We start from the raw sequence: 20,552 nt of genomic DNA on the forward strand, positions 1-20,552 counted from the left end.
CCTCCGATCGGCATGACGGAGCCGGCCGCTGCGCGTTCCACCCGGGCGATCGGCACGCGCTCCTGGATCATGCTGATCACGCTCACCTTCGTCTATGTCCTGAATTTCCTCGACCGGCAGCTGATCGGCATCCTCGCCAAGCCGATCCAGGATTCGCTGCAGGTCAGCGACGGCCAGCTCGGCCTGATCGGCGGGCTCTATTTCGCGATGTTCTATTGCTTCATCGCGATCCCGGTCGGCTGGCTCGCCGACCGGACCAACCGGATCAACGTGCTGTCGCTCGCCTGTGCGATCTGGAGCGGCGCGACCATCGCCTGCGGCATGGCCGCGACTTACCCGCAGCTCGTCGTCGCGCGCATGCTCGTCGGTTTCGGTGAAGCCGGCGGGGTGCCGCCATCCTATGCGATCATCACCGACACCTACCCGCCCGGCAAACGCGCCGCGGCACTCGGCATCTTCAATCTCGGCCCGGCGATCGGCGCCGCGATCGGCGTCGCGTTCGGCGCCGCGATCGCCGAGCGGTTCGGCTGGCGCATGCCCTTCATCATCATCGGCGCGATCGGGATCGTCACCGCGCTGCTGGTGCGGCTGTTCCTCCGCGAGCCGGAGCGCGGCGCGACCGACCAGGTGCGTCTGCACGGCGGGCCGGAAAAGGCCGAATTCTGGCCGACGGTGCGCATGTTCTTCTCGCATCCCGTGCTGATGCTCGCGGCGCTGGGCAGCGGTGCGACTCAGTTCGTCACTTACGGCCTGGGCAATTTCGCCGTGCTGTTCCTGATGCGCGACAAGGGCATGGTGCTGAGCGAAGTCGCGGTCTGGTATGCGCTGGTGCTGGTTGTCGGCATGGGCGGTGGGATGGTGATTTCCGGCCGGGTTATCGACCGCCTGACGCGGACCTCACGCGCAGGCTATGCCGTCGCGCCCGCTGTATCGCTTGCAGTGGCGATGCCCTTCTACCTCGCCTTCATCTGGGCGCCGACCTGGCCGCTGGCGCTCGCGCTGCTCGCGGTCGTGATGATGTTCAACTATTTCTATCTCTCCGCGTCGGTGGCGCTGGTGCAGGACGAGGTCAGGCCCAACCAACGCGTGCTCGCGGGTGCGCTGCTGCTGCTGGTGATGAACTTCATCGGCCTCGGGCTCGGGCCGACCTGGGTCGGCCAGGCCAGCGACTGGTTCAAGGCGCATGGTCATGCCCAATATCTGCAATCGGCGCTGTACACGCTGACGCCCTTCTATCTGATCGCGATCGCGCTCTTCCTCTGGCTCGCGCGCATTCTGCGCCGCGAAAGCCGCAACTCCGTCGAGATATCCGCATGAAACGATACTGCCTCGCCGCGCTCGCGGCTGTCCTGGTCGCCGGCCCGGCGCTTGCCCAATCGACGACGGTCACTGCCCCGGCGGGGACCGTGCAGGGCAACGTCCAGGGCAATGTCAGCGTCTTCAAGGGCATCCCTTATGCTCAGCCGCCGGTGGGGGCGATGCGCTGGAAGGCCCCGGCCCCCCTTTCCGCCTGGCAAGGCGTGCGCAAGGCGACGGACTTCGGGCCAGCCTGCGTCCAGCCGCATTCGAAGATCACCAGCATCTACACCAACCTGCCCGCGAAGATGAGCGAGGACTGCCTGACGCTCAACATCTGGGCGCCGAAGGCCGCGAAGAAGCTGCCGGTGTTCGTCTGGATCCATGGCGGCGCGCTGGTCAGCGGCTACAGCCATGAGCCGGTCTATGACGGCGCGCGCATGGCGGGGAAAGGCGTGATCGTCGTCTCGATCAACTACCGGCTCGGTATTCTCGGCTATCTCGCGCATCCCGCGCTGAGCGCTGAATCGGCGGAAGGCATTTCGGGCAATTACGGCCTGCTCGATCAGATCGCCGCGCTCGACTGGGTGAAGCGCAACATCGGCGCGTTCGGCGGCGATGCCGGCAACGTCACGATCGCGGGTGAATCCGCGGGCGCGCTCAGCGTCATGTACCTGATGGCCTCGCCCAGGGCGCGCGGGCTGTTCCACAAGGCGATCGCGGAAAGCGCCTATATGGTCTCCACCCCCGAGCTGAAGCAGACGGCACACGGCACGCCCTCCGCCGAAGCCGCGGGAACGCAGGCCATGACGGTGCTGGGTGCTGCAGACCTGCCGGCGCTGCGCGCGATGGACGCGGAGAAGCTCACCGATACCGCCGCGGCCAAGGGCTATGGCCCGTGGGGCGCAATCGACGGCAAGGTCCTGACGCGCCAGCTGGTCGACACCTGGGATCGCGGCGAGCAGGCGCCCGTGCCGGTGCTCGCCGGCTTCAACAGCGGCGAGATCCGGTCGCTCCGCGTGCTGCTGCCGCCCGCGCCTGCCAATGCCGCGGCCTATGAGGCAGTGATCCGCAGCCGCTATGGCGATCTCGCCGACTATTATCTCGGGCTCTATCCCTCGGCCACGATCGACGAGAGCATGCTCGCGAACACCCGCGACGCGCTTTACGGCTGGACCTCGACGCGGCTTGCGATCGGCCAGACCGCGATCGGCCAGCGCGGTTATCTCTATCTGTTCGATCATGGCTATCCGGCGGCGGACGACAATGGGCTGCACGCCTTCCACGCCTCCGAACTGCCTTATGTCTTCGGCACGGCGGGCCAGACCCCGCCTTATTGGCCCAAGGTGCCCGACGCGCTGGCCGAGCGCCGCCTGTCCGATGCGATGATGAGCTATTGGGTGTCGTTCGCGACCACCGGCGACCCCGTCGCGAAGGGCCAGCCCGCCTGGCAGCCTTATGGCAAGGACGCGAACTACATGGCCTTCGCCCAGGCGTCGACGCCGGGCAAGAAGCTCTTCCCGGGCATGTTCGCGCTGCACGAAGCGGCGGTGTGCCGCCGGCGTGCGGCGGGGGACCAGCCATGGAACTGGAATACCGGCGTCTTCTCCCCGGTTCTGGCAAAGGCGGCGACCTGCAAATGATCGACGGAGAAATGCAGCCGTTCGACCTGACGCTCGACAAGTTCCTGGAACACGCCGCCAAATGGCACCCCCGCCGTGAAGTCGTCACCGCGCGTGAGGATGGCGGGGTCTACCGGATCGGCTATGCCGGGTTGTTGACGCGCAGCCAGCGCGTCTCGGCGGTGCTGGCCGAACTCGGCGTGCGCACCGGCGACCGCGTCGCCACGCTTGCCTGGAACAGCCAGGCGCATGTCGAGGCCTGGTATGCGATCATGGGCATGGGCGCGGTATGCCACACACTCAACCCGCGGCTTACCGGCGCGCAGCTCGGCGCGATGGTCGAGCAATCGGGCGCGCGCATCCTGATCGCCAGTGCCGACCTGATGCCGCTCGCCGCCCAGATCGTCGAGCGTGTGCCGGGGATCGAGTGCGTGCTCGTCATCGACGGCCCCGCGCATGCCAAGGCCGGCGCTGCATCAGTTCTCGCGCTCGAGCCGCTGATCGCCGAGGCCTGTGCCGATGTGACCTGGGGCGGCTTCGACGAAACCGCGCCGTCCGGCCTGTGCTTCACCTCGGGCACGACGGGTGCGCCCAAGGGCGTGACCTATACGCACCGGTCGAGCTTCCTCCACACGCTGCGCCTGTTGCAGGCCGATGTGATGGCGATCTCCGGCGCCGACAGCGTGCTGGTGGTGGTGCCGATGTTCCATGCCAATGCCTGGGGCCTGCCCTTCGCGGTGCCGGCGGCAGGCGGCAAGCTGGTGCTGCCCGGGCGCCAGGCGGACGGTGCCAGCCTGGCGCGGCTGATCGCATCCGAGGAAGTGACGATTGCCGTCGGCGTGCCGACCGTGTGGCTCGGCCTGGTCGAGCATCTTGAGGCGACCGGTGGCCAGGTACCGTCGCTGAAGCGAATCATCATGGGCGGCGCGCCCCTGCCCCCGGCACTGATGGAGCGGATCGAGCGCCGGCTCGGCGTCACCATCCAGACGAGCTGGGGCATGACCGAGCTGTCGCCCTCCGGCACGGTATCCCTGCCGAACGATCCGGCGCGGTCGGCCGCGCTGTCGGGCCGTCCCGCGATCGGGGTCGACCTGTTGCTGGTCGATGCCGACGGCGTCGCCCTGCCCCAGCAGCGCGGGCCCGAGGGGCATTTGCGCGTGCGCGGCGCTGCGGTGGTCGAGCGCTATTTCGGGCAGGAGGACAGTGCGACCGACGCGGACGGATGGTTCGGGACGGGCGACCTCGCGCGGATCGACGGTGACGGCAATCTGATCATCACCGGGCGCGCCAAGGACCTGATCAAATCGGGCGGCGAATGGATCAACCCGGCCGAGATCGAGGCCGTGGTCGGCGCGCTGCCCGAAGTCTCGCTGGCGGCGGTGATCGGCCGGCAGGACGACAAATGGGGCGAGCGCCCGATCCTGCTGGTGGAGATGCGCGACCATCAGGCGATGAGCGACGAGGCCTTGCTCGCGCCGCTGAAGGGTCGGGTCGCGCCGTGGTGGATTCCCGATGCGATCGTGCGCTTGCGGCACATGCCTCTGGCGTCCACGGGCAAGATCGACAAGATACGGTTGAGATCGGAATATGGCAGCGTTTGAGCCAGGGCCCAGCCGCCGGCTGGCCGACGCGGCCCACGGCAAGACAGAAAGGCCCCCTTTGCCCGAAGACGTCAAACCCCGCCGGCGTTCCACCAAGGCGGAACAGCGCGCCGACATGATGGAACAGATCCTCGACGCGGCCGAATATCTCTTCTCGAAACATGGCCTGTACGGCGTGACCCTGAAGGACGTCGCGAAAAACGTGGGCGTTCACCACACGCTGCTCAACTATTATTTCGACGACAAGAAGACGCTGTTCGACACGGTGTTCGCGCGGCGCGCGGTGGTGACGAGCGAGCGGCGGATGAAGGCGCTCGACGAATATGAGGCGGCGACCGGCGGCAAGCCGAGCGTCGAGGGGGCGCTGCGGGCGTTCCTCGATACCGATCTCGACCTGTATATCGAGGGCGGCGAGGGCTGGAAGAATTATGCCGCACTCGGCGCGCAGGTGGCGAACGTGCCCGAATGGGGTGCCGAGCTGATGGACGCGCATTTCGACCCCGTCGTGCTGCGCCTGATCGGTTTGCTGAAAAAGGCCCTGCCCGATTGCGCCGAGGCCGACATCTTCTGGGGTTATCACTTCGTCACCGGCGCGCTGATGCTCACGCTGGCGCGCACCGGGCGCATCGACAAGCTGTCAGGCGGCCTGTGCAAGTCGGACGATTTCGTCGCGGTGAAGGACCGGATGGCGTCGTTCATGGCGGCCGGTTTTGCGGAACTGTGCCGGCAGCATTCGGGTGGGAAGGCGGGCTAGGTCCTGAATCCGATTTGACATCGGATGCTGTCATATTATGGCAGCAGGCTCTTCCCTTGACCATGATCGGGTGAGCAGCCCTTGTCTCGCGCGCAACGCCTTCTCGACCTGATTCAGGTGCTGCGCAGGCATCGGCGAGCGGTTGCCGGCGCCGTACTGGCTGACGAACTCGGCATCTCATTGCGCACCCTGTATCGCGACATCGAGACGTTGAAGGCACAAGGTGCGCACATCGATGGCGAAGCGGGCGTCGGCTATGTGCTCCGTCCCGGCTTCATGCTGCCGCCGCTGATGTTCTCCGAAGAGGAAATCGAGGCGCTGGTGCTCGGCTCGCGCTGGGTTTCGGAACGGGCGGACGGGCTTTTGGGCAAGGCGGCGCGCAATGTGCTCGCCAAGATCGGCGCGGTGCTTCCCGACGATCTCAAGGACAGTATCGATGCCTCGGGGCTGCTGATCGGACCGGGCGAGCCCATCGCCGCCGGAGATGCCGAACTTGCCACGATCCGCGAGGCAATCCGGTCCGAACGCAAGGTGCAGATCGCCTATGCCGACGAACAAGGGGTAGCCACCAGCCGGGCCATCTGGCCCTTTGCGCTGGCCTTTTACGATCGCGTGCGTGTCGTCGTCGCATGGTGCGAATTGCGCGAAGGCTATCGCCATTTCAGGACCGACCGCGTCACCACGCTCGATGTGACGCCCGGCCGGTACCCGCGCCGGCGTGCCGCGCTGCTGAAGGAGTGGCGGATGGTCCGGAACATCCCGGAGCAATGACTCCTGGGCAATGAATGCTTGGCCGACGACTACTGACATAAACTGACAGCATGCTTTTGTAGATGTCTCCCACCGGCCGGCGAACTCACGCCGCGCCGATCCAAGGAGACCTTCAATGCCCGATTTCAACTTCCTGCTGCTGCACGTCGAAGATCATGCAGCCAGCGCGGCGTTCTACCATGAACTGCTGGGCTTGCCCGTCCTCGATCAGAAACCTGGCTTCGCCATGCTGCCGCTCAGGGACGGCGTCATGCTGGGCCTGTGGGGCCGGGAGACCGTCGAACCGAAGAGCTCGGGTCAATCCGGTGCGAGCGAGATAGCCTTTGCGGTTGCCGACGCGGACACGGTCGAGACGATGCACGCCGACTGGAAACGGCGCGGCCTGGAAATCCTGCAGGCTCCAACTCCGATGAGCTTCGGCATGACCTTCGTTGCGCTCGATCCCGATGGTCATCGGCTGCGCGTGTTCGCACCCGCCGCCGCATAAAGGGCGATCGCCGTCATGTCGGCCGAGCTATCCTGCTCGGCCGCCAAGGCGGTTGCGCAACGCTCGAGGGGTCGGATTTTCAGAGTGGCTGGTTGGAGATCAGCTTCGGTAAGCTGCCGCGAATTACACTAGCTATCTTGTGAGTGAATGAGATTCGCGATATCCCGCGCCCCAAGATCAACGAGAAGGGGAGCTGTGGGATGTCACTGAAGGGACGCATCGCGATCGTCACCGGTTCAGGCGGCGGATTGGGGCGCGAGCATGCGCTGTTCCTCGCACGGCAGGGCGCGAAGCTGGTCATCAACGACCTGGGCCTCGAAGCGGCCGAGCGGGTCGCCACCGAGATCGTCACAGCCGGGGGCGAGGCGATGGCCGTCGCCGGATCGGTGACCGACGAGGCCGCTATCGCCGCGATGGTGGCGGGCGTGATGGCGCGCTGGGGCCGGATCGACATTCTCGTCAACAATGCCGGCATCCTGCGCGACAAGAGCTTCGCCAAGATGAGCATCGACGATTTCCGGCTGGTGGTCGACGTGCACCTGATGGGTGCCGCGATCTGCAGCAAGGCAGTGTGGGAGATCATGCGCGAGCAACGCTATGGCCGCATCGTGATGACCACCTCCTCTTCCGGCCTCTACGGCAATTTCGGCCAGGCGAATTATGGCGCGGCGAAGATGGCGCTGGTCGGTCTGATGCAGACCTTGGCGATCGAGGGCGAGAAATACGGCGTCCGGGTGAACTGCCTCGCCCCCACCGCGGCGACTCAGATGACGCATGGCGTGCTCGCCGACGAGAGTCTGGAGTTGCTCGATCCGGCGCTGGTCAGCCCCGGGCTGCTGGCGCTGGTCGGCGAAGATGCGCCGACGCGCGCAATTCTGTGCGCGGGCGCGGGCCATTTCGCTCGGGCGAGCGTGACCTTGTCGGACGGCTATTATGTCGGTGCCGGCGACGATGCGGGCGAGCAGGTGGTGGCGCATTGGCGCGAGGTTTCTGACCGGACCGGCGAGATCGTGCCTGACTATGGTTTCATGCAGGCCGAGCGGGAATTAGCCAATGCGGGGCTGGTTTCGGAGGCGGTTGCGATACGGGGGTAATCCCGGTCAGCACTCCAGTTCTTCTTCCCCGGCGGAGGCCGGGGCCCAGTCGGGGGACAGCTGGAACGGCCGCTGCGCCATTTTCCTTCTGTTTCCCAACTGGACCCCGGCCTCCGCCGGGGAAGCTACTATAAGCGGATCATGCCGCTAGTCCCGATCGCGCTCCCTGTCCCGCTCGCGCTGGGCCTTGCGTTCTTCCTTCGCGCGCTTCTCGTCTTCCTTGCGCGCCTTGCGGCCGGCATTGCGATCGGCCTCGTCCTGGCTGGTCGTCGCCCAGTCGGCGGTCTGGCTGACCACCTTGACCGGCGCGGTGACGACGCTTGCCACCGTCCTGACGCACCCGCCGGCGAGCAGCGGAAGCAGGGCGACCATGGGGAGCAGGAACTTGCGCATCGGGTTCTCTTTCACTGTGGGCGCGTGAGCCTCGTCCGGGCATCGCGGGCCTCGACACCGATACCGGCGAAGTCCGTGAAGAAGCCATCGATGCCAAGCTCCAGATAACGCTGGATTTCGTCCGAAAGACGGCCATGGCCGCGCGGATTGATGCCGACCCGCATCGAGGACGGCAGGAAGAAATTCTCCGCGCGGAAGGTCCAGGGATGCACCCGCAGGCCCGCGGCATGGGCATCCGCGACGATGCTCGAGGGCAGATCATTGCCCTTCATCACCAGGTCCTTGTTGGGGCCGATGCCCCAGGCATAGGCAGCGATCGCCTTCAGCCCTTCGGGCGTCGCCATCGCGGCATAACTGGGCGCGGCGCCGTCCGCTGGCGCGCCGCTTGCGTCCATCAGCTGGATCAGCCGGACGCGGGTCAGCTTGTGCAGCGCCTTCAAATTGTTCACCTCGAACGACTGGATGAACACGGGCGCCGTCGCATCCTTCCAGCCCGCGGCGTTGAGTTGCGCGACGAGCTTTTCGTTGGTCGGCAGGCCGATCGAGGCGAAATAGGTCGGGTGTTTGGTCTCGGGATAGATGCCGATGGTACGCCCGCCGACCGAGCGCTTCTTCGCCAGCTCGATGATTTCGGCAAAGGTCGGAATCTCGAACTGGCCGTCATATTTGCTGTTGTCGGGGCGGAGCATCGGCAGCCGCTCCTTCGCCCGCAAGGTCTTCAGCTCGACGATCGTGAAATCCTCGGTGAACCAGCCGGTGTGCTTCTCGCCATCGATCACCTTGGTCGTCTTGCGATCGGCGAATTCGGGGTGTTTCGCGACGTCGGTCGTCTCGGTGATGTCGTTCTCGTGCCGGGCGACCAGTACGCCGTCCTTGGTCGGCACCAGATCGGGCTCGATGAAGTCGGCGCCCTGCTCGATCGCCAGTTCGTACGAAGCGAGCGTATGTTCGGGGCGCATCCCGCTGACGCCGCGATGCGCGATGACGATGGGCGGCGAAAGCGGTGCTGAAGTCGGAAGCTGCGTCACCGGTGCGGTCTGCCCGATCGCGGTGGCAGGCGCCAGCGCGAGGACGAAACTCACGAGATTTCGCTTGCGCAATGACGTACGAAAAAGTTTCACTATGCTATCCATTGCCGGAAACGATCCTTCCCAAACGCGTTACCCCAATCAGCCAGGAGGGGCGACCCCATGCACTTCACGATCAACGGCGCCCAGCACGACGCCGATCCCGATATCCGCGCATCCCTGCTCGATCTGCTGCGCGAGCATCTCGGCCTGACCGGCACCAAAAAGGGGTGCGACCATGGCCAATGCGGCGCGTGCACCGTCCTGGTGAACGGGCGGCGGATCAATGCGTGCCTGACGCTTGCGGTGATGCATCAGGAAGATGACATCTTGACGATCGAAGGGCTGGGCAGCGCGGACGCTCTCCATCCGCTCCAGGCGGCGTTCGTGAAGCATGACGGGTTCCAGTGCGGTTACTGCACGCCGGGGCAGATCTGCTCCGCGGTGGGCATGCTCGACGAGGTGGCGAAGGGCTGGCCGAGCCATGTCAGCGGGTCGCTTGAGGATGTGGAACTGACCGACACCGAGATTTCGGAACGAATGAGCGGCAATCTCTGCCGATGTTCGGCGTACCCCAACATCGTAGACGCGATTTCCGAAGTTGCCGGGCTTGCGCCCTCTGGTCGCGAAGTGGCCACATCATGAAGACGTTCGAATACGCCAAAGCGGACAGTCCAGAGGCAGCGGTGGCGGCCGGCGGCCGTTTCATCGCCGGCGGGACCAACCTGCTCGATCTGATGAAGCTGCAGATCGAGACGCCGGAAAAGCTGGTCGATATCAGCCGGCTAGATCTCGCGACGATCGAGGAACGCGGCGATGGCGGGCTGACGATCGGCGCGCTGGTGCCGAACAGCGATCTTGCCGCCGATCCACGCATCATCAAGGGCTATCCTGTACTGAGCCGCGCGCTGCTCGCCGGTGCGTCGGGGCAGTTGCGCAACAAGGCCTCGACCGGGGGCAATCTGCTTCAGCGCACGCGCTGCTATTATTTCTACGACACCGCCATGCCGTGCAACAAACGCGCGCCCGGATCGGGCTGCGCGGCGATCGGCGGGTTCAACCGGATCCTCGCCATCCTCGGCACCAGCGAGCATTGCATCGCGACTCATCCGAGCGACATGGCCGTGGCGATGCGCGCACTCGATGCCGTGATCGTGACGCTCCAGCCTGGCGGGGACCGGCGGCGAATTCCGATCGGCGATTTCTACTGCCTGCCCGGCGACACGCCGCATATCGAGACGGTGATCCACCCGGGCGAGCTGATCACGCATATCGAGCTGCCCCCGCCGCCCGAGGGCACGCAGCTGTACCGCAAGGTCCGCGACCGCGCTTCCTACGCCTTTGCGCTGGTGTCGGTCGCGGGGACCGTCTCGGTCGAGGACGGCAAGATCGCCTCGGCCGCGCTGGCGTTCGGCGGGCTCGGGCCGATGCCGTGGCGAGATCCCGCGGTGGAAGCGTCGCTGATCGGCCAGGCGCCATCGACCGCTGTGTTCGAGGCGGCGGCGGATGCATTACTGGCGGACGCAAAAGGATATGGGTCGAACGACTTCAAGATCCCCCTCACCCGCCGCACGCTCATCGCCTGCCTGCGAGATTTGACCGCGGAATGAGCCGGGCCAACGCCCTGAAGATGGACCGGCCGGTCCCGGTCAGCCTGCTCGACCATGGCGCGCAGGGGCTGATTGGCGAAGGAATCGATCGCACAGAGGGACCGCTGAAGGTCTCGGGCGCAGCGACCTATTCGGCGGAATATCGCTTCGACCGGCTCGCTTATGGCTATCTGGTTGGCGCGCCCTTTGCGCGGGGCAAGGTCACCGGTATCGACGATGGCCCGGCACGCTCGATGCCGGGCGTGATCGATGTGGTCGCCGATCTCGACCGCTTCCTGCGCAACCCGCAACAGGCCGGCAACCCAAAGGCGCCGACCCAGGGCGTGCGCGACGTGCGCTATGCTGGCGAGATCGTCGCGATCATCGTCGCGGAAAGTTTCGAACAGGCACGCGATGCCGCCCGCGCGGTACGGATCGCGTTCGAGCCGGTCGAAGGCCGGTTCGATTTCCACAAGCTGCGCGGCGAGGCGGAGAAGCCGGGCGACCGGCTGGTGCCCGCGCATTTCGTCCAGGGCGATGTCGAAGAGGCGATGCGCAAGGCCGCCTGGTCGGTCGACCGCATCTGGACCACGCCGAGCCAGAGCAGCGCGGCGATGGAGCCGCATGTCTCGACCGCCTCCTGGGACGGCGACAGGCTGACCGTGCATGGCTCCTATCAGGTGGTGGCGCATAACCGGTTGCAACTGGCCGATGCGCTGGGGTTGAAGCCGGAGCAGGTGCGGCTCGTCTCGCGCTATGTCGGCGGCGGGTTCGGGTCGAAGCTCGGCCTTGCGCCCGAGGCAGTTGCGACAGCGATCGCGTCGAAGGCGGTCGGACGGCCGGTCAAGGCCGTGATGAGCCGGCCCCAGGTGTTCGAGACGACGATCCGGCGCTCCAACACCGAGCAGCGGCTGCGGCTCGGCGCCGATGAGCACGGCGTGCTGACCGCGATCGGGCATGAGACGATCTGCAGCAACCTGCCCGGCGAGCCCTATTTCGAGCCCGCCGGTGTGGCGACGCATTTCCTCTATGGCGGCGCGAGCCGGCTGATCACGCACGACATGGTCAGCCTCGACCAGCTCCTGTCCGGATCGATGCGCGCGCCGGGCGAAGGCAGCGGCATGCTCGCGCTGGAAGGCGCGATGGACGAGCTGGCCGAAGCGGCGGGCCTCGATCCGGTCGAGCTGCGCAAGCGCAACGATCCGGCGGTCGACCCGGAATCCGGCGTACCCTTCTCGACCCGCCAGTTGAGCCGCTGCCTCGACGAGGGCGCGGCGCAGTTCGGCTGGGACCAGCGCAACGCGACTCCCGGCACGCGGCGCGAGGGGGAATGGCTGATCGGGATGGGCGTGGCCGCGGCGGCGCGGAGCAATCTGCTGCGTCCCTCTGCGGCGCGCGTGGCGATCACGCCCGAGGGCAAGGCCGTGGTCGAGACCGACATGACTGATATCGGCACCGGCAGCTACACCATCCTCGGGCAGATCGCGGGCGAGATGCTCGGGCTGCCGGTCGACCGGGTCGATGTGCGGCTGGGCGACAGCGATTTCCCGCCCGCCGCGGGATCGGGCGGATCGTATGGCGCGACGTCGAGTGGATCCTCGGTCTATCTCGCCTGCGAGGCGCTGCGCGCGCGGCTGGCCGAGGCGATGGACTGCGCGACCGAAGCGCTGACCCTGAAGGACGGCTTCGCCATCGCGGAGAACCGCCGCGTACCGCTCGGGTCGCTGGTCGGCGACGGGATCGGGGCGACAGGCGAGATTTCCCCGGGTGCGCAGGCGAAGGACACGCGACAAGCGGCGTATGGTGCGCATTTCTGCGAGGCCGCGGTCAATGCCGTGACTGGCGAGGTACGCGTGCGGCGGATGCTCGGCGTGTTCGCGGCGGGACGCATCCTCAACGCCAAGACCGCGCGCAGCCAGGCGATCGGCGGCATGATCTTCGGCATCGGCAGCGCGCTGACCGAGGATTTGATCCACGATCCGCGCAACGGCAAGATCGTCAACCGCGACCTCGCCGAATATCATGTACCGGCCCATGCGGACGTGCCGCACATCGAGGTGACCTTCCTCACCGAGCGCGACGTGCATACCAACCCGCTCCACGCCAAGGGTATCGGCGAGCTCGGTATCTGCGGCGCGGGCGCCGCGGTGGCGAACGCGATCTACAATGCCTGCGGCGTGCGCGTGCGCGACTTTCCGATCACGCTCGACAAGCTGCTGGCGGGGTTGCCGGACTTATGACTCCCGCAAGTATCAGCGCCCTCGCCTCGCCAAGGCTTGCTTCCCCGGCGAAGGCCGGGGCCCAGTTGGGGGACAGAAGGAAAAGCGCGCACCGCGCCGTCGCAGTCGCTCCGTACCTGGACCCCGGCCTTCGCCGGGGAAGGGCAAGAGTTCAAGGCGCTGATCAACACGGGCCCGTAGCGCTCAGAGGCAAACCATGACCGACTACAAGATGGACGCCGATCATCCCGGCCTCGCGCTCGATCGCGGGGTGCAGGACGTGCTGGGCAAGGGCCTCGACCGGGTCGAGGGTGTGCTCAAGGTCACCGGCACCGCGACCTATGGCTACGAGCATCAGATCGAGAATGTCGCGTACGGCTATCTGATCACGGCGCCCGCGGCGAAGGGCAAGGTGACTGGCTTCGACGTCGAGGCCGCGCGCGCAGTACCGGGTGTCATCGACATCATTATCGACGATCCCCGCGTCGCGCGTCAGGCGGCGGGTTTCTCTCCCGCCCATGCCGGCAATGGCGAGGTGGATCATTGGGACCAGGTCCTTGGCGCCGCCATCGCCACCAGCTTCGAGGCAGCGCGCGAAGCGGCGCGCGCGGTGCGGGTGACGATCGAGGCGGAAGAAGGTCGGTTCGACACCATGGCGAATGTCGGCGAAGCGAGCGGCCCGCCCAAGGATTCGCGCCTGCAGGACATCGCGATCGGCGATATCGACGCTGCGATGGCCGGGGCGGCCGCCAGCATCGACCAGGTCTATGGCACGCCCAATCAGGTCCATGCCGCAATGGAGCCGCATGCCTCGATCGCGGCGTGGGAAGGTGAGAAGCTCACCCTGTATTCAAGCCTGCAGATCCTCAATGCGGCGAAGCAGATCCTCGCCGCGGCTGTGGGCATCAAGGCCGATAATGTCCGCATCATATCGCCCTATATCGGCGGCGGCTTCGGCGGAAAGCTGCTCGGCCCCGAAGCGGTGATGGCGGCCATCGCCGCGCAGCGGATCGGCCGTCCGGTCAAGATCGCGATGGCGCGCGCCCAGCTGTTCCATAACGTCTATCGCCGCACCGACACCCATCAGCGCATCCGCTTGGCCGCCGATGCCGACGGCAAGCTGACCGCGATCGGGCATGACAGCGTGGTGAGCCAGGGGCCGGACGGCGGTTTCATGGAGCCGGTCGCGCTCGGGACCATCCCGCTCTACGCGGCGCCCGTCCGGCATTTCAGCCACAAGGTGGTGACACTCGATATGGTCCAGGCGGGCGCGGTGCGCGCGCCGGGTGAGGCCGTCGGCATGCTCGCGCTGGAGACGGCGATCGACGAGCTGGCCGAACAGCTCGGCCGGGATCCGGTCGATTTCCGCAAGCTCAACGAGCCCGAGACCGATCCGACCACCGGCCAGCCCTTCTCAACCCGGCGCCTCGTCGAATGCCTCGACCAGGGCGCGGAGATGTTCGGCTGGGCGCGGCGCGAGCCGACGCCCGGATCGGTGCGTGACGGCGAATGGCTGATCGGCATGGGCATGGCGGCGGCGGTGCGGATCAACCTGCTGGTGGATTCGCAGGCCCGGGTGACGCTCGGCACTGACGGCCGCGCCACGATCGAGACCGACATGACCGATATCGGCACCGGCACCTACACCATCCTGGCCCAGATCGCGGGGGAGTCGCTCGGCCTGCCGATCCGCTGCATCGACGTGAAGCTGGGCGATACCGATCTACCGCCCGGCGCCGGATCAGGCGGGTCGTTCGGCGCGGCCAGCGCCGGATCGTCGGTGGCATTGGCCTGCGAGGATCTGGTCGCCGAGCTGGCGAAACGCATGGACACCAGCCCTGAGAACATGACCTTGAAGGATGGTCACGCCATCGCCGGCAACCGCCGCGTCGCGCTGGACGAGCTGGTCGGAGATGCCCCAATCGTCGCGATGGGCAAGATCAGCCAGGGCAGGAACGCCCGCACCTACAGCCAGGCAGCGCATGGCGCGCAGTTCGCCGAGGTCGCGGTCAATGCGGTGACCGGCGCGGTGCGCGTGCGACGGATGCTCGGCGTATTCGAGGCGGGCCGCATCCTCAACGCCAAGACCGCCCGCAGCCAGGCGATCGGCGGGATGATCTGGGGCATCGGCTATGCCCTGATGGAAGGCGCCGAGATCGACCAGCGCTACGGCCTGTTCGTGAATCACGATCTCGGCGAATATCATGTGCCGGTGCATGCCGATGTGCCGCATCTCGACGTGCATTTCATCGAGGACCACGACCGTCACGCCAACCCGATCGGCGTGAAGGGGCTGGGCGAGCTGACCATCTCGGGCGCGGGCGCGGCGGTGACCAATGCGATCTACAATGCCTGCGGGGTTCGGGTGCGGGAGTTCCCGATGACGCTCGACAAGGTGCTGGCTGGACTGCCGCCGGTATGAGGAGAAACGGCCTGACATCAATTCCGTTCATGCTGAGCTTGTCGAAGCACTGCCTTTCCTTTCCGCCGCTCGAACATAAGTACAGCCCTTCGACAAGCTCAGGGCGAACGGAGGGCAGGATTAACAATGGCCGATAACGACACCGTCCTGACCGCAGCCGTCGCCTGGAAAGGCGCGCCGATGGCGATCGCCACGGTCGTCTCGACCTGGGGATCGGCGCCGCGTCCGCGGGGCAGCCATATGCTGGTGCATGCGGACGGGCGGTTCGAAGGCTCGGTCTCGGGCGGCTGCGTCGAGAGCGACATCCTCGCCACCGCCGCGGACGTGATCGCCGGCGCTCCCTTCCAGATGAAAACCTACGGCGTGGCAGATGCCGCGGCGTGGGAAGTCGGCCTGCCCTGCGGCGGCGAGATCGCGGTGATGGTCCAGCCAGTCTCGGCCGAGGGCTTCGATCCCGAGCTGTTCGACCGCATCGCCGAGGCGCGCGATGCCGGCAAGGCGCTGACCATCGCCACCGATCTGGAAACCGGGCATAGCGGCGCGCGGCCGCTGGAGACCGGCTCCGCGTTCCTCAACCGCTACGATCCGCCGCGCCGGCTGCTGATCGTCGGCGCGGTGCAGATCGCCCAGGCGCTGGCCGGCCTCGCGCGCGAGCTGGGCATCGACACCGTCGTCATCGACCCCCGCGCCCGCTTCCTGACCGCAGAGCGTTTCCCCGGCGTGACCCTCGACGATCGCTGGCCGGACGACGCCGTCGCGGCCTATGCGCCCGGCCCTTCGACCGCCGTGGTGACGCTCAGCCACGATACCAAGATCGACGACCCCGCGCTTGTCGCCGCACTCGCCGCGCCGACCGCTTATGTCGGTGCATTGGGCTCGCGCCGCAGCCACGCCGCGCGGCGGGAACGGCTCGCCGCCCAAGGGGTTGGTATCGACGATATCGATCGCATAGATGCACCCGTCGGCCTCGACATCGGCGCGATCGGGCCAGCGGAAATCGCGCTCTCGATCGCGGCGGCAATGGTGGGGGCCTTCAATTCCCGGGACAGCAAGCACGCATGATTCATGTCGACAAGACCGTGTTGATCCTGCTCGCGGCCGGGCGCTCCGAGCGCTTCGGCGACATCGACAAGCTGGAACAGCCGTTTCTCGGCCATCCGCTCGCCATGCATGTCGTCACGGCGTTCGAGGACATCCCCTTCCAGTCGCGCATCGTGGTGAAGAACGGCACTGACCTGGATTTCGCCAGCCGGGGCTACCGCGTGATCCATAACGACGATCCGACAGTCGGCATGTCGCGGTCGGTGAAGCTTGGGGTACAATCGGCCCGCGACGAGGGTGCGGAGGCAGTGCTGATTGCCCTCGCCGACATGCCGCGCGTGACGGCTTCGCATATCTATCACCTGCTGGAGGCAGTGGATTCGCGCCATTCGGTGGTCGCGTCGAGCGACGGCATCCGCCCCTGCCCTCCGGCCGCTTTCGGCGCAGCGCAGTTCGATTTCCTGCTGACGCTGGAGGGCGATGCCGGCGCCCGCGACCTGGTGCGCAAAGGCCGGCATGTGGTGACGTCGCCAGCGGAGCTGATCGATATCGATACGCCGGAGGATCTGGAAAGGCTGCGAGGGTTGGTTTGATCCTCTCAATCCTCCCCGGCACGGGGAGGATCCTACTCGTGCCTTAGTGCATCGATCGGGTTCAAAGACGCCGCCCTGCGTGCCGGGAAATACCCGAACACCACCCCGATCACTGCCGATATCCCGAATGCCAGCACATTGATCTCCGGTACGAAGATCCAGGTCACCTTCATCACCGGCGCCAGCGAGACGATCGCGATCTGCGCCACGACCAGCCCGATCAGCCCGCCAAGGCAGGACAGCGCCACCGCCTCGACCAGAAACTGCAGCAGCACCTCGCGCGCCACTGCGCCGATGGCGAGACGGATGCCGATCTCGCGCGTCCGTTCGGTCACCGAGACGAGCATGATGTTCATGATCCCGATCCCGCCGACCAGCAGCGAGATCGCGGCCACCGCGGTGACGATGCTGGTCAGCAGGGTCGTGGTGCCGGTCAGCGTGTCGGAGATCTGCTTGGTGTCGAAGATGTTGAAATCGTCGGTCTTGCTGCCGGTGATGTTGCGGCGCTCGCGCATCAGGCCTTCGATCCCGGCCTGGACGGTCGCGGTCGAATAGGCCTCGTCCACACCGACCAGGATCAACCGCACGTCCTGGCTGCCCGTGAAGCGGCGCTGCACGGCCTTTAGCGGCATGATCACAACATCGTCCTGGTCGCCGCCGAAGCCAGCCTGGCCGCGTGTCGAGAGCACCCCGATCACATCGCAGGAAATGCCGCCGATGCGCATGCGCGTGCCAACCGCCCGGCCACCGCGATAAAGGTTCTGGCTGACGGTGCTGCCAATGATACAGACACCCTTGCCCGCCTGTTCCTCAGTCGGAGTGAACAACCGGCCCGAGGTCAGCGGCCAGGGCTGCACCTCGAAATAGCCGAGCGTGGTGCCGTTGATCGTGGTCGACCAGTTGGCGCCTTCGTAGATCGCCGTCGCGGTCGATTGCGCCTGGGGCGCGACCGCGGTCACGCCGGCGATCTGATCCTTGATCGCGGTGACGTCGTCGGGCTTGAAATCAGGCGGACGCGGCCCGCCGCCGCCGCGACCGAAGCCCTGGCCGGGACGCACCTGAAGCACGTTGGTGCCGAGCGCCGAGATCTGCTTCTGCACCGCCGCAGTGGTCGCCTGGCCGAGCGTGACCATGGTGACGACCGCCGCGACACCGATGATGATGCCGAGCGTCGTCAGGAACGACCGCAGCTTGTGCCGCAGGATCGAGCGGATCGCGAGGAGGAAGGTGGTGGCGAGCATGTTACTTCTCCCCTCCCGCTTGCGAGTGACGTCGCATATCCGGGCCGGGATTGCTCCCAGCAATCCCTCGATCATGCCGGGGGCATGATCGACCCGGATATGCGACGCCACTGGGTCGGGGGAGGGCATGTCCGAAGGAGCGCGCGCCGCTGTTTGACAGGCCTTCCCCTAGCCCCTCCCGCAAGCGGGAGGGGGATTTGAGAAGCGCCCTCACGACACCTTCTCCCCTTCATGGTGCTTGGTGTCGATCCGCTCGACCAACCCATCCTTGAAGTGCACGATCGTCCGCGCAAACGCCGCCATGTCGGGCTCGTGCGTCACCATCAGCACGGTGATGCCGGCGTCACGGTTGAGGCCGCTGAGCAATTCCATGATCTCGACCGAGCGCTCCGAATCCAGGTTCCCCGTAGGCTCGTCGGCGAGCAACACATCGGGCGAGGTCACGATCGCGCGCGCAATCGCCACGCGTTGCTGCTGACCGCCCGACAATTCGGCCGGGGTATGATCCCACCATTTCGCCAGCCCGACCTTGTCGAGCGCCGCCATCGCTGCGTCATAGCGTTCTTTCTTCGGATCGCCGCGATACAGCAAAGGCAGTTCGACATTTTCCAGCGCGGTGGTGCGCGCAAGAAGGTTGAATCCCTGAAACACGAAGCCGAGGTAACGCCGCCGCAGCAGCGCACGCTGGTCGCGCCCGAGCGTCTCGACATGATGACCACGGAACAGGAAGGTACCGGAGGTCGGCACGTCGAGGCAGCCAAGGATGTTCATCGTCGTCGATTTGCCCGACCCCGATGCGCCCATCACCGCCACGAAATCACCCTGCTGGATGTCGAGATCGACACCCTTCAACGCCTTGAACGCCGTCGCGCCTTCGCCGTAAACCTTGGTGACGTCGCGCAGGCTGATCAGCGGCGCCGCGCCTGCCTGGGGCGCCCTGCCGGCCATTGCGTTACCCGCCACCGCCCGCGCCTCCAGCTCCGCGCTGCCCGCCGGCCGCGCCGGAGCGCCGCCGCTGGCCACCGCCGCTCTTCGCGCTGTCGCCGTTGAGCTGGCCGGTGATGACCTGGTCGCCGGGCTTCAAATTGCCGCCGACCACTTCGGTCACGGTGCCGTTGGTCACCCCGGTGGTGATCTCGACCGGCTTGGGTTTGCCGTCCTCGCCCTTGATATAGACCGTCTGCTTGGCACCCGCGCCGATCGTCGCCGTGCGCGGCGCACCACCGCCGCCGCCGCGCCGCCGGGTCGGGACGAGCGCACCGGTGATGCCGCCGCTCGCGGATGCGGCCGGAGTGTCGTCGGTCGGCTTGAAGCGCAGCGCCGCATTCGGCACGAGCAGCACATTGTTGCGCGCATTGGTCACGATATCAGCAGTCGCGGTCATGCCGGGCCGGAGCTGCTGGTCGGCATTGGCGACGCTGAGCGTCGCGCCATAGGACACGACCTGCGCCGTCGTGGTGGTCGTCGTCGTGGTCGTCTGCGCGCTCAGGTTCGATCCGAGATCGACCCGGGTGATCGAGGCCGGGAAGGTCTTGCCCGGAAAGGCATCGACGGTGAAGGTCGCCTGCTGGCCCTGCTTGACGGAGCCCACATCGGCCTCGTCGATCGCGACTTCCAGTTTCATCGTCGACAGGTCCTGCGCGATGACGAACAGGGTCGGCGTGTTGAACGAGGCGGCAACGGTCTGGCCCGGCTCGATCTGACGCGCGAGCACCACGCCGTTGACCGGCGAGCGGATCACCGTCTTGGTCAGCTGCGTGGTGTTCGACGACAGCGCCGCGCGCGCGGACACCACATTGGCCTGGGCGGCGCGCAGATTGGCGACGGCGCGGTCGCGATCGGCGATCGCCTGCTCCATCTCGGTCTTGGCGGGAACGCGCCCGCCCGACAGCCGGCTGACTTCCTGCAGGCGCGACAGCTGCGCATTGGACTGGGCAAGCGTCGCCTGGTTCTGGCCGACCGTCGCCACCGCGGCGTCGAGCGCCGCCTTGCTCTGGTTCACCGTATCCTGAAAACGCGACGGATCGACCAGCGCAAGCGGCTGGCCGGCCACGACCCGGTCGTTCACGTCCGCGACCACCTTGGTGACGAGGCCCGAAAGCTCCGAGCCGACCTGGACCTGATTGGTCGGGGCAAGCTTGCCAGTGGCCGAGACAGTTACCGACAGCGAGCCGCGGCGCACATCGTCAGTCGCATAGCCACCTGTTGCGGGGCCCGCGAAATAGCTCTTCGCCGCCAGCAGGAGCAGGATCACGCCGACGGCGATCGCCCCCCATTTGGCATAGCGCTGCCATGCCGGCGCTGCCTTCACGCCGAGGAATTCGTCGAGATCGTTGCTGTTGGGATCGGCCATCGATGCTTC

Annotated in this window: 18 protein-coding genes; 13 read left to right on the forward strand and 5 right to left on the reverse strand. The window is 66.6% G+C overall.

Going from position 1 to position 20,552, the window contains the following annotated elements; translation table 11 throughout:
- The first annotated feature begins 12 nt into the window (after positions 1 to 12).
- The 7 genes from WC729_RS04275 to WC729_RS04305 all read left to right on the forward strand — a co-directional run bounded on the left by WC729_RS04275 (position 13) and on the right by WC729_RS04305 (position 7,625).
- Complete coding sequence (locus tag WC729_RS04275; protein ID WP_372849871.1) at positions 13 to 1,317, forward strand: spinster family MFS transporter; 1,305 nt, start codon at positions 13 to 15, stop codon at positions 1,315 to 1,317.
- Entirely contained in the window at positions 1,314 to 2,939 is a 1,626-nt protein-coding gene (locus tag WC729_RS04280) for a carboxylesterase/lipase family protein (RefSeq protein ID WP_372849873.1), read from the forward strand. Before WC729_RS04275 ends, WC729_RS04280 begins: the two co-directional genes overlap by 4 nt.
- Positions 2,936 to 4,519: an AMP-binding protein gene (locus WC729_RS04285; protein ID WP_372849875.1), complete on the forward strand. Its 1,584-nt coding sequence runs from the start codon at positions 2,936 to 2,938 to the stop codon at positions 4,517 to 4,519. The genes WC729_RS04280 and WC729_RS04285 overlap by 4 nt, the downstream gene beginning before the upstream one ends.
- A 118-nt stretch (positions 4,520 to 4,637) precedes the next feature.
- Positions 4,638 to 5,273, forward strand: coding sequence for a TetR/AcrR family transcriptional regulator (locus WC729_RS04290; RefSeq protein ID WP_372851003.1), 636 nt, complete (start codon positions 4,638 to 4,640; stop codon positions 5,271 to 5,273).
- Between the two features lie 81 nt (positions 5,274 to 5,354).
- Positions 5,355 to 6,044: a helix-turn-helix transcriptional regulator gene (locus WC729_RS04295; RefSeq protein WP_372849877.1), complete on the forward strand. Its 690-nt coding sequence runs from the start codon at positions 5,355 to 5,357 to the stop codon at positions 6,042 to 6,044.
- 115 nt (positions 6,045 to 6,159) lie between these two features.
- A complete protein-coding gene (locus WC729_RS04300) occupies positions 6,160 to 6,531 on the forward strand; it encodes a VOC family protein (RefSeq protein ID WP_372849879.1) in 372 nt (123 codons plus the stop codon).
- A 200-nt stretch (positions 6,532 to 6,731) separates the two neighbouring features.
- Positions 6,732 to 7,625: an SDR family NAD(P)-dependent oxidoreductase gene (locus tag WC729_RS04305; RefSeq protein ID WP_372849881.1), complete on the forward strand. Its 894-nt coding sequence runs from the start codon at positions 6,732 to 6,734 to the stop codon at positions 7,623 to 7,625.
- A gap of 147 nt (positions 7,626 to 7,772) precedes the next feature.
- Here the strand turns inward: WC729_RS04305 and WC729_RS04310 are convergent, their stop codons facing one another.
- A complete protein-coding gene (locus WC729_RS04310; RefSeq protein WP_372849883.1) occupies positions 7,773 to 8,018 on the reverse strand; it encodes a hypothetical protein in 246 nt (81 codons plus the stop codon).
- Between the two features lie 11 nt (positions 8,019 to 8,029).
- A complete protein-coding gene (locus WC729_RS04315; protein WP_372849885.1) occupies positions 8,030 to 9,100 on the reverse strand; it encodes a glycerophosphodiester phosphodiesterase in 1,071 nt (356 codons plus the stop codon).
- A gap of 108 nt (positions 9,101 to 9,208) precedes the next feature.
- On the opposite strand from WC729_RS04315, the gene WC729_RS04320 reads away from it, so the two are divergent.
- The 6 genes from WC729_RS04320 to WC729_RS04345 all read left to right on the forward strand — a co-directional run bounded on the left by WC729_RS04320 (position 9,209) and on the right by WC729_RS04345 (position 16,949).
- Positions 9,209 to 9,730 (forward strand): 2Fe-2S iron-sulfur cluster-binding protein, encoded by a 522-nt coding sequence (locus WC729_RS04320; protein ID WP_372849887.1) that lies wholly within the window; start codon positions 9,209 to 9,211, stop codon positions 9,728 to 9,730.
- Complete coding sequence (locus WC729_RS04325) at positions 9,727 to 10,695, forward strand: xanthine dehydrogenase family protein subunit M (protein WP_372849888.1); 969 nt, start codon at positions 9,727 to 9,729, stop codon at positions 10,693 to 10,695. Before WC729_RS04320 ends, WC729_RS04325 begins: the two co-directional genes overlap by 4 nt.
- Positions 10,692 to 12,914 carry a xanthine dehydrogenase family protein molybdopterin-binding subunit gene (locus tag WC729_RS04330; protein ID WP_372849890.1) on the forward strand — a complete coding sequence of 741 codons (2,223 nt, stop codon included), beginning with the start codon at positions 10,692 to 10,694 and terminating at the stop codon, positions 12,912 to 12,914. Before WC729_RS04325 ends, WC729_RS04330 begins: the two co-directional genes overlap by 4 nt.
- A gap of 196 nt (positions 12,915 to 13,110) precedes the next feature.
- Positions 13,111 to 15,315: a molybdopterin cofactor-binding domain-containing protein gene (locus WC729_RS04335; RefSeq protein WP_372849892.1), complete on the forward strand. Its 2,205-nt coding sequence runs from the start codon at positions 13,111 to 13,113 to the stop codon at positions 15,313 to 15,315.
- 126 nt (positions 15,316 to 15,441) lie between these two features.
- Positions 15,442 to 16,377 carry an XdhC family protein gene (locus WC729_RS04340; protein WP_372849894.1) on the forward strand — a complete coding sequence of 312 codons (936 nt, stop codon included), beginning with the start codon at positions 15,442 to 15,444 and terminating at the stop codon, positions 16,375 to 16,377.
- Positions 16,374 to 16,949: an NTP transferase domain-containing protein gene (locus WC729_RS04345; protein ID WP_372849896.1), complete on the forward strand. Its 576-nt coding sequence runs from the start codon at positions 16,374 to 16,376 to the stop codon at positions 16,947 to 16,949. Before WC729_RS04340 ends, WC729_RS04345 begins: the two co-directional genes overlap by 4 nt.
- 32 nt (positions 16,950 to 16,981) lie before the next feature.
- Here WC729_RS04345 and WC729_RS04350 read toward each other — a convergent pair whose 3' ends face one another.
- The 3 genes from WC729_RS04350 to WC729_RS04360 form a co-directional block, all read right to left on the reverse strand.
- Positions 16,982 to 18,190 carry an ABC transporter permease gene (locus WC729_RS04350; protein ID WP_372849898.1) on the reverse strand — a complete coding sequence of 403 codons (1,209 nt, stop codon included), beginning with the start codon at positions 18,188 to 18,190 and terminating at the stop codon, positions 16,982 to 16,984.
- Between the two features lie 210 nt (positions 18,191 to 18,400).
- A complete protein-coding gene (locus tag WC729_RS04355; RefSeq protein ID WP_372851005.1) occupies positions 18,401 to 19,138 on the reverse strand; it encodes an ABC transporter ATP-binding protein in 738 nt (245 codons plus the stop codon).
- Positions 19,139 to 19,142: 4 nt separating this feature from the next.
- Positions 19,143 to 20,543: an efflux RND transporter periplasmic adaptor subunit gene (locus WC729_RS04360; protein WP_372849900.1), complete on the reverse strand. Its 1,401-nt coding sequence runs from the start codon at positions 20,541 to 20,543 to the stop codon at positions 19,143 to 19,145.
- Positions 20,544 to 20,552: the final 9 nt, after the last annotated feature.

Origin of the sequence: Sphingomonas sp. (genome assembly GCF_041661825.1) — a bacterium.
GTDB lineage: Bacteria > Pseudomonadota > Alphaproteobacteria > Sphingomonadales > Sphingomonadaceae > Sphingomonas.